Here is an 8,224-nt window from a genome sequence, read left to right as displayed (position 1 = left end):
AGGTTTAGAAGTCCTCTTAGATGGGGAGACGAGATCTCTGTGAGGCTCGAGCTTGATGAGGCTAGGACAAGGGGGCTTAGATATAGGTTTGAGATCATAAATATAACTACTGGAAGCCATGCTGCGGAGGGCTATATAGCATTTGCATGTGTAGAGCAGGAGGGAGGGTCTATAAGGGCTGTTCAATGTCCTAAAGAGCTGATCGATGTGTGGAGCTCTACGAAGAAGCCTGGCTAGCTCGGGGATCAATTAGAGGGGAGAGGTTTGTGAATCTAGATTTCTTATAGGAGGGGTGTTTAAAGCAATGGTAGATTTACAACTAAGAGCCTCGCCCCCTTAGGATGGAGAGGATGTTAGCCTAGGGTTTGAAGCTTATAGCAGGGATTTTCATATGGCTCTATACCTAGCTCCTCTGCATATTCCCTTAATCTCAGCAGGAGATCTCTAAACCTATGTATCGGGGCTATGAGGATCCTCCCTATATACCTTATCTGAGGCTCTCTCAGAGTTACTATTAGCGGGTATAGATGCCTAGCCCTGTAGAAGTTTGGTAGATGGGATAGCAGTATAGTGCATCTAGAAAGGGCTCTTGAGACCCTCTCCTCCATATCCCTCGCGGCTCTAGATAGATTTCTCACTCTAGACCAATGCTTACAGTCAACAGCTATTGAGAAGCCCGATATAGGCTCGACGCCGAGGACATCTATCTCGAAGCCTCTGGGGGGCGGTGCTCTAATGCCTCTGGCAGTCTCTATCCCAGCAAGTTCCATAGATGTTGAGACAAACTCCTCGAAATCCCTCCAGGATAGAAGGGTAGATATCCTCTCAGGATCCCCTCCCCTAGATATATATTCTATGGCTAGCCCTACCGGCGATAGATCTCTTAGCTCTCCTCCTATAAGCCTCCTCAGCACCTCAAGATCCTCGGGCTTTCTGCTAGCTAGATAGCTATATATAGCCTCTCTAACATCTCGATCCATGGTACCCGTGTTTCTAATAAACAGTGGGACTTATATCGATTAACAGCTAGGTAGATCGAGGGTTATTAGTTCCCAGAGGCGATATACTTGGTGCATACCTTGGAGGAGATCTTTAGGAGGCTTGAGAGCTTCATCCTAGAGAAGATGAGTAGAAATAAGGTGCCAGGGATAAGTATTGCTGTTATCAGGGATGGCGATATAGTATATTCAAGGGGCTTTGGATTTAGGGATATCGAGAGAAGCCTGCCAGCTCTTCCAAGCACTATATATGGTATAGGATCTATAACCAAGTCTTTCACAAGCCTCTCAATAATGATCCTCTCTGAGGAGGGGAGGATAAGTATAGATGACTATGTAGATAGCTATATACCGCTGAAGATCAGGCCTAGGGGGGAGAGGATAAAGATATGGCATCTAATGAGCCACACAAGCGGTATACCAGCTCTAGCATATGCAGAGGCATATATAAGGAGCATCGTTGGTGAAGAGGATAGCACGTGGATGCCTATATCCAGCTATGAGGATATGCTTACATTCATATCAGATTCAGAGGCTTGGGCAGAGGCCAGGCCTGGCGAGAAGTACTTTTATCTAAACGAGGGCTATGTATTACTTGGAATGGTGATCGAGAAGGTCTCGGGGATCAAATATGTTGATTTCGTTAAGAAGAAGATCCTAGAGCCTCTTGGGATGAAGAGAAGCTACTTCACAAGGGAAGAGGTTGAGAGAGACAATGACTTCGCCACACCATATGCTGTGGATAGAGAGGGTAGGATTGTGAAGACACCATTCCCATATGGCATAACAGCTGATGGAGGGCTTCTAAGTAACTGCCTCGACATGTCTAGATACATCTCCATGCTGATCAATAGAGGTAGGCTAGGGGATGTGGAGATCGTCTCTAGAAGGAGCATTGAGGAGATGGAGAGGATAAGGATCACATATCCCTATACACAATTCAGTGGCGAGGGCTATGGATTAGGACTTAGGATCATACCCAGCTTCCTAGGTAAAAAGCTAGTTGGGCATGGAGGATCTCTATTGGTTCACACCGCATATATGGGATATATACCTGAGGAGAGACTCGGGGTAGTTGTTCTAGAAAACTCCTCAGGCTATCTACCAGCTAACATAGGTATGTATGCCCTAGCATTAATGCTAGGCAGGGATCCTGAGAAGGAGCTGGAGTTTATAAGGATCGATAGAGTTTTAGATAGACTTACTGGTGTCTATGAAACATATAGATCCACAACAAGGGTAAGGATAGAGAGGAAAGGATCTATATTGCTCATGATCTCCAAAGGCAAGTACACAGGATACGAATTACCCCTAATACCAGCATCTATAGGTGATAAGGAGTATGAATTCTTCATCCCAGATCTGGGTAGAAGGATCCCAGTATATTTCCGAGAAACAGAGAGAGGGGTTGAGATGATCTATGAGAGATATAAATACAAAAAGATCTAGCCTATAATGGTTAACAAATACAGATACTCCTCGATCTAATCATTGACCCCCACCCTATAGGGACTTTCAACTGTAGCGCTAGCTATCATATGTATTTTAACCACTAGCTATGGATCTATGCTTAGATCTCCATGTAGTATTTATTATTGGTACTACGGATTATTTGAGATGTACTAATACAGCACCTGGATTCCATGGATGGATATCCATAAGGATCTTCTTCTAAGTATTACTATTAGTATATATTCTTCGATCTATATATTATAATAGGTTTGGATCCTGGGGGCTGGGGATGATACCTGGGGCCATTAAAAAGATCTCTGGAGAGCTCTCTGAGCTGAGGAGCATTTTAAAAGAAATACCACCTATGGAGGTGCTCGAGGCTATACAGAATCTATGGTCTAGATACTCCCCCAGCCCCTCTGGCGAGTGTGTATCTGGTGTTGATAGTGGTTATAATTATCTTGAGATGAGGGGCTATCTAATATATCTAGTCGATGGGGCTTATGTCAATAGCTGTGGGGGGAGTGATGGGGATGTGAGGGTGGGGATTCTCGCTTCAGAAGTAGATCCTGAATCTTATTTATCCTACCTCTCAATATTAATTGAAGTTGAGATGGCTAGGAGGGCTATGGGTTCTAGCGATATAGTCGCTATAGATGGATCTCTAATTTCTAAGCTTGGATTCCTTATTAGAAAAGCCCCCTATATAGTTGATGATGATAGCCAAGACTCTGTGAATATGCTTGTTAAAGCACTTGTAGAGCTCTCTATTGGAGATAGGCATAGATTTGTTTTCATATCTAAAAATAGCGTGTCAAGGGATCTTATTCGCACCTACTTCCCACAGAGCTATAAGGCGCTTAGAACAGATTTCTACTATCTATCGAGATATACCATCGAGCCAGGATATACGAGACCCCTGATCATCGGTGGGGGTGAGGGGAATCTAGGGGTTTTAGGTATAGTTGAGCAGGTTAAGAGAATAGCTGGGTTATCCTCCCTCTACATAGCTGTGAGCTATGTAAGGCTTAGAGCTGGAGGTCCTATAATGAGGATTGAGGTACCTTTGAAGAACCCAGATAATGCTGAGGAAATGGTTAGAGACATTATGAGGGGCATAGCTGGAGACGATACTGGATATCCCTTAGTTCTAAGGGTTGCAGATAAGCTGGCCAGGGTTTCTTCGAGGGATATGGATAGGATTAAGAGGATCCTTGGGCTGGGATCTGAGGAGCAGGCCTGGGAGGTTGCTAAAGCGTTATGAGATCAAGAGGGGATGATGTAATAGGCTATGTGGTTGGCGAGAGCAAGCCATATAGCGTTAGCATAGTATCTTCTAAACCCCTTATGCTTGGAGAATATGTTGAGATAAGGTATAACGGGATCACTGTGATAGGGTTGATACAGAGCTCCCTCTCAGGCTCATATGTTATAGATGAGACCCTCCCCCCAGAGGATCTCAGGAAGGTGATAAATATTCATAAGGGTAGTGAGGGGGCTATATATTATAAGGCATATGTGAAGATCCTAGGAGATCCGGATGAGCTGAGGATCCCACCTATACCCCCGCCCCCAGGTATAGAGGTTAGGAGGGCTTCGCAGAAAACCCTCTCAAAGATCTTTGCTCCTGAGGGGCCTCAGTGGGCTAGGGTGGGAACCCTTCTAAGGAACCCTGATGTGGAGGTGAGGGTGGATCTCAACAAGATTGTGCAGAGACATCTAGCTATACTAGCTATGACTGGGATGGGTAAGAGTAATCTAGTGAGCCTCTTAGCAAGGGAGATCCTTAAGAGAGGGGGAACCACATTCATATTCGACTACCACGGAGAATATGTGGGGCTTGTATTCGAGGGGCTTCCAAGGCCTAACGTGATAAAGGCTAGGATAAACCCTAGATACCTCAGCTGGCAGGAGTTTGCAAGGCTTATAGGTGTGAGGCACGGTGCTAAGAATCAGGAGAACATTATCAAGAAGTGTAAGGAGGAGCTAGACTATAGCGAGGCCGATGGACAGAGATCTTATCTCGAGGCAATGATCAACTGTGTGAAAAGGGAGAGACAGCTTGCTAGAAGAGGGGAGATGGTGAAGGCTTGTGAGGCCGTTATAGAGACTATAGAGGCTAATAAGCATCTCCTTCAGAAGATCATAGATGATGAGGCGAAGGACATAGCTGATCAGGCTATGATTGGGAGGATAAATGTTATAGATCTCACAGGCCTATCATCATATCTACAGGCCGATGCGGTTGTATCACACTGGCTAGGCAGAATACTTGAGGAGAGGAAGGCGGCTACATGGAGAAAAGGCTCTGAACATCAGCCTAGGCTCCCGCACCCAGTGGTTGTTGTTCTTGAGGAGGCTCATATATATCTATCAACCGATAGAGACACCCTTACGAAGCCCCGAGCCGAGCATATAGCTAGGGAGGGGAGGAAGTTTGGTGTAGGGCTGATAGTCGTCTCCCAGAGGCCTAGGGGGTTGGATCCTGATGTGCTTAGCCAGATGGGTTCTATGGCGATAATGAGGATAGTACAGCCAGAGGATCAGGCTCACATAGCCAGGGCCTCCGAGAGTCTAACACAGGAGATCCTAGACCAGCTACCCGGTCTAAACATTGGCGAAGCAATACTGCTGGGCCACTGGGTTAGAATGCCGGCCGTAGTGAAAATAGATCATGTTGTTGAGAAGACAGCAGGCACAGATATAGATGCTGTGCAGGAGTGGATCTCGTGGAAGAATGTTGAGAAAGGAAAGAATATATAGAGCCTAAAAGCTTATAACCCTCTGGATATATATTATTATTGGTCCGATCCGGCCATAGCGGCCGGGAAACACCCGGACCCATATCGAACCCGGAAGTTAAGCCGGCCGCTTTGGGCGTGCTGTGGGGTCCGCAAGGACCTGCAGCGCGCCCAAGCTGGATCGGACCTCAATGCTTAAGAAGATCTACTATCTTTTCGAGACTATCTATAGATGGCTCCCATATATATCCATATCTATTTAAATGTATAGCCTTGATACCAAGTGATCTTGCAGGCTCTAGATCATATTGTGGGTATGAGGAAACATGCACAGCTTCATCAAACCCAATGCCTAGCAATTTATAGGCTCTTATAAAGGCCTCCTTACTAGGTTTATAAATACCTATATCCTCTGCAGTTATAACTCTATCTATTAGATGCTCCATCCCAGATATAGTTATTTTGATAAGTCTCTTCTCAGTATTAGATATAATAGCTGTGGCTAGCCCCATGGATTTGATAATCTTAAGCCCTAATATTGTGTCAGGGAATGGGGGAGATTTAGCGAAAGATATGGCTATAGCCTCTGCATAGTAATCCCTCCAGGGTTTTAGAGCCTTCTCACATACTTTTCTAAAGCAGTGAGCCAGGATCTCTGAATATGGTTTATACGATGCTAGGCTTTTAACACTATCAAGATCGCATTGGAAGAAGTCCTCAATATATTGAGATCCAGCAACATACTTGATTAGAGCTCCGATGGAGCTTCTCCAATCCACCAGCGTACCATATAGATCGAAGGTCACAACTTTAACCATAGATCGTATACCCCTATATTTTATAAAATAAAATATAAAAATTTGTAGCTATATATAAAGGAACTATAAAGGCTAGAGCACCGTGAAAAACCAAAGCTGTGATAAGAGAGGGCTCTATTCTACGTCTCAGCCTAGCTACTGGGGCTATGATAATGCTATCCTCAGCCTAACGATTTTCTCCTCACATAGCATCCAAGCGGCATATTCTCTGCTGGGCATGCTTATTATTAGCCATGGGATCGGCCATAGCTTCATACCCTCAACATCTTTCTTGCTAGGAATTGGTGGATAGCTTATATGGGTGTGATATATACCCACAATCTCCAGCCCTTTCTCCTTAGCCTCTGTATATGTTTCTATCAATTCTCTAGGATCTATCTCGAATTCATATCTACTTCTAAGGATATTAGTAGCAACTCTATGATCGAGTACCTCGGCATATGTATCTCTGAAAACTCCTATGAGCAGCCCACACGACTCTATCTCCATAGATGCTGTGTTGGATATAATGGCGTTTAAAATGGATTCTTTAATCACTATCTCTTCGTAGCACTTGAGAAAGCAGCCCTCACCTCTTGGGGTAGCTTGTCATATTCCACCTCTTCTATGCCCTCAATATTTTGCTCCCAGATCATCTCCTCGCCTTCTTTCTCATATACATGCTTTCTAAGCTTCTCAATAACGATGAAGGTCTTTCCATCAGGAGATCTTCTTATTTCCAGCAGATACTTCTCTCCCTTCCTATTAACTACGTACCTGCCCTCTGCATTTGTCTTTATCAACATAGCCACCTAGCGATATATCTTTTTAGGGTGATATAAGTTAGCTGATCTCCTCTCCGCCCTAGAGGGCGGGGCTTTCAGCTATAATGCTATACTGGGTTAAATATTATGGGGTTTCTCTAATAATTTTATAGAGACGCAGAGAGCTGATGATCTATGGATGTGAAGAGGAAGAGATTGAAGATCCTTGTGGATGTATGGGGAGAGATCATTACAAGGTCTAGCGAGAAGCTTACAAGAGAGGAGGTTATCGAGATGCTGAGGAGAAGATACGAGAAAGACGGTGTTGAACCTGTAAGAGGAGCTGCGAACCCCTCAGATATATATGAGAGAGACCTCATAGCCCTATATCTAGTAGGGGTTGAGGGGCTGGGAATAGCTTCGGAGCTGCCGAAACATGTTCTAGATATATTCGAGCAGGAAAGGAGATATGTTGAAGCCGTCGAGATGATATTGAAGGGTGATAACAATGGTTTGAGGGATAAATTGATACAGCTCTTTGGCTCGCCCCTAGATTCATCTATTATATCGAAGATCTTTAGGGTGGAGCTCCTAAGATATTACTATGGCTTTAAAGATAGGGACGATATGCCGAGGATCATAGAGGCACTCTCAAAAGCATTTCCTGAAGAAGAGAAGACATCAAAGAGGCTCTCGAAATTCTATATAGCAGTTAAGGTGGCAGAGGCGATAATAAAGGGGGAGGTGAGGGATTGGGCAACGAAAGAAGCTCTTAAACAAGCCATGGCGGTGAAGCTGGGGAGTCCTAGGGCGCTGCCGGATGATAACTATATTTCTAAGATAATTCAAACAGTCTTTGGGATCAAAGCATCTAAATATAACAAGATCCTTAGAATCGAGGCAAAGGAAAGCAGTAAAAAGGAAGAAAGAACCAGGGAAGGCAGCAATTGATATAAGCCCAGCTATAGCTGAAAGACTTGCTCCTTTGATAAAAACTGTGATTAATAATATAGGGGTTGATGTCTTCGAAATATGCTAAGATCATAGAGAACTACTAAGGATCTGAGTTGGGTTGGCTACCATGCTATCTAAGGATAATAGCTTTTAATGAAATGGTTTTAGGAGTAGGGAGTGGTAGGTATTATGAAAAGTCCCATATCTATCTCCCAGGAGATCCTCTGTAGAGGAAAGAGGTTCTTATTCGCAAGGGTTGCGATAGACTTTGGGGATAGGAGGGTTATAAGAGATCTATTGATCCATCCGGGGGCTGTGGTTATAATACCGTTGCTAGATAACGAGCATATATTGATGTTGAGACAATATAGGCCAGGGCCTCTTAGCTGGATAATAGAGCTCCCTGCAGGAACTATAGAGCCTGGAGAGGATCCTAGAAGTACTGCTGAGAGAGAGCTTCTAGAAGAGACTGGCTATAGAGCTGGAGAGCTTATAGAGTTGTTTAAAATGTATAGCTC

The 8,224-nt window shown here is 44.3% G+C and carries 10 protein-coding genes and 1 rRNA gene; 7 read left to right on the top strand and 4 right to left on the bottom strand.

All coding sequences use genetic code 11. From position 1 onward, the window contains the following. Positions 1-237: hypothetical protein (locus tag QXE01_10030; GenBank protein MEM4971571.1), on the top strand; the 237-nt coding region annotated here is incomplete at its 5' end. A gap of 116 nt (positions 238-353) precedes the next feature. Here the strand turns inward: QXE01_10030 and QXE01_10025 are convergent. Then, complete coding sequence (locus tag QXE01_10025) at positions 354-980, bottom strand: hypothetical protein (GenBank protein MEM4971570.1); 627 nt, start codon at positions 978-980, stop codon at positions 354-356. A gap of 99 nt (positions 981-1,079) precedes the next feature. Between QXE01_10025 and QXE01_10020 the strand changes: the two genes are divergently transcribed. The 4 genes from QXE01_10020 to rrf all read left to right on the top strand — a co-directional run bounded on the left by QXE01_10020 (position 1,080) and on the right by rrf (position 5,376). After that, the gene (locus QXE01_10020; GenBank protein MEM4971569.1) at positions 1,080-2,447 is read left to right on the top strand and encodes a serine hydrolase; all 1,368 of its coding nucleotides are present in this window, start codon (positions 1,080-1,082) and stop codon (positions 2,445-2,447) included. A 292-nt stretch (positions 2,448-2,739) separates the two neighbouring features. Next, on the top strand, positions 2,740-3,714 hold the full coding sequence (locus tag QXE01_10015; protein MEM4971568.1) for a DNA double-strand break repair nuclease NurA: 975 nt from the start codon (positions 2,740-2,742) through the stop codon (positions 3,712-3,714). After that, complete coding sequence (locus tag QXE01_10010) at positions 3,711-5,213, top strand: ATP-binding protein (protein MEM4971567.1); 1,503 nt, start codon at positions 3,711-3,713, stop codon at positions 5,211-5,213. Before QXE01_10015 ends, QXE01_10010 begins: the two co-directional genes overlap by 4 nt. A gap of 44 nt (positions 5,214-5,257) precedes the next feature. Then, positions 5,258-5,376 (top strand): 5S ribosomal RNA (gene rrf / locus QXE01_10005). 3 nt (positions 5,377-5,379) lie between these two features. Here the strand turns inward: rrf and QXE01_10000 are convergent. The 3 genes from QXE01_10000 to QXE01_09990 form a co-directional block, all read right to left on the bottom strand. Then, on the bottom strand, positions 5,380-6,009 hold the full coding sequence (locus tag QXE01_10000) for an HAD hydrolase-like protein (protein ID MEM4971566.1): 630 nt from the start codon (positions 6,007-6,009) through the stop codon (positions 5,380-5,382). A 144-nt stretch (positions 6,010-6,153) separates the two neighbouring features. Next, positions 6,154-6,546 carry a M67 family metallopeptidase gene (locus QXE01_09995; protein MEM4971565.1) on the bottom strand — a complete coding sequence of 131 codons (393 nt, stop codon included), beginning with the start codon at positions 6,544-6,546 and terminating at the stop codon, positions 6,154-6,156. Further along, positions 6,546-6,794, bottom strand: a complete 249-nt coding sequence (locus QXE01_09990) for a hypothetical protein (GenBank protein MEM4971564.1) — start codon at positions 6,792-6,794, stop codon at positions 6,546-6,548. Before QXE01_09990 ends, QXE01_09995 begins: the two co-directional genes overlap by 1 nt. A gap of 153 nt (positions 6,795-6,947) precedes the next feature. Between QXE01_09990 and QXE01_09985 the strand changes: the two genes are divergently transcribed. Both QXE01_09985 and QXE01_09980 read left to right on the top strand, forming a co-directional pair. After that, positions 6,948-7,703: a DUF2192 domain-containing protein gene (locus QXE01_09985; protein ID MEM4971563.1), complete on the top strand. Its 756-nt coding sequence runs from the start codon at positions 6,948-6,950 to the stop codon at positions 7,701-7,703. 192 nt (positions 7,704-7,895) lie between these two features. Beyond that, on the top strand, positions 7,896-8,224 hold a 329-nt coding region (locus QXE01_09980; protein MEM4971562.1), incomplete at its 3' end, for an NUDIX hydrolase.

The organism is Sulfolobales archaeon (genome assembly GCA_038897115.1).
GTDB lineage: Archaea > Thermoproteota > Thermoprotei_A > Sulfolobales > AG1 > AG1.
The sequence above is the reverse complement of the archived record's forward strand: the minus strand, read 5'-3'. Positions and strand labels throughout refer to the sequence as shown.

What these genes read in the sequence shown, in the direction of transcription:
- QXE01_10025 (MEM4971570.1), bottom strand. Translation starts at nt 980, where the DNA reads ATGGATCGAGATGTTAGAGAGGCTATATATAGCTATCTAGCTAGCAGA.
- QXE01_10015 (MEM4971568.1), top strand. Translation starts at nt 2,740, where the DNA reads ATGATACCTGGGGCCATTAAAAAGATCTCTGGAGAGCTCTCTGAGCTG.
- QXE01_10010 (MEM4971567.1), top strand. Translation starts at nt 3,711, where the DNA reads ATGAGATCAAGAGGGGATGATGTAATAGGCTATGTGGTTGGCGAGAGC.
- QXE01_10000 (MEM4971566.1), bottom strand. Translation starts at nt 6,009, where the DNA reads ATGGTTAAAGTTGTGACCTTCGATCTATATGGTACGCTGGTGGATTGG.
- QXE01_09990 (MEM4971564.1), bottom strand. Translation starts at nt 6,794, where the DNA reads ATGTTGATAAAGACAAATGCAGAGGGCAGGTACGTAGTTAATAGGAAG.
- QXE01_09985 (MEM4971563.1), top strand. Translation starts at nt 6,948, where the DNA reads ATGGATGTGAAGAGGAAGAGATTGAAGATCCTTGTGGATGTATGGGGA.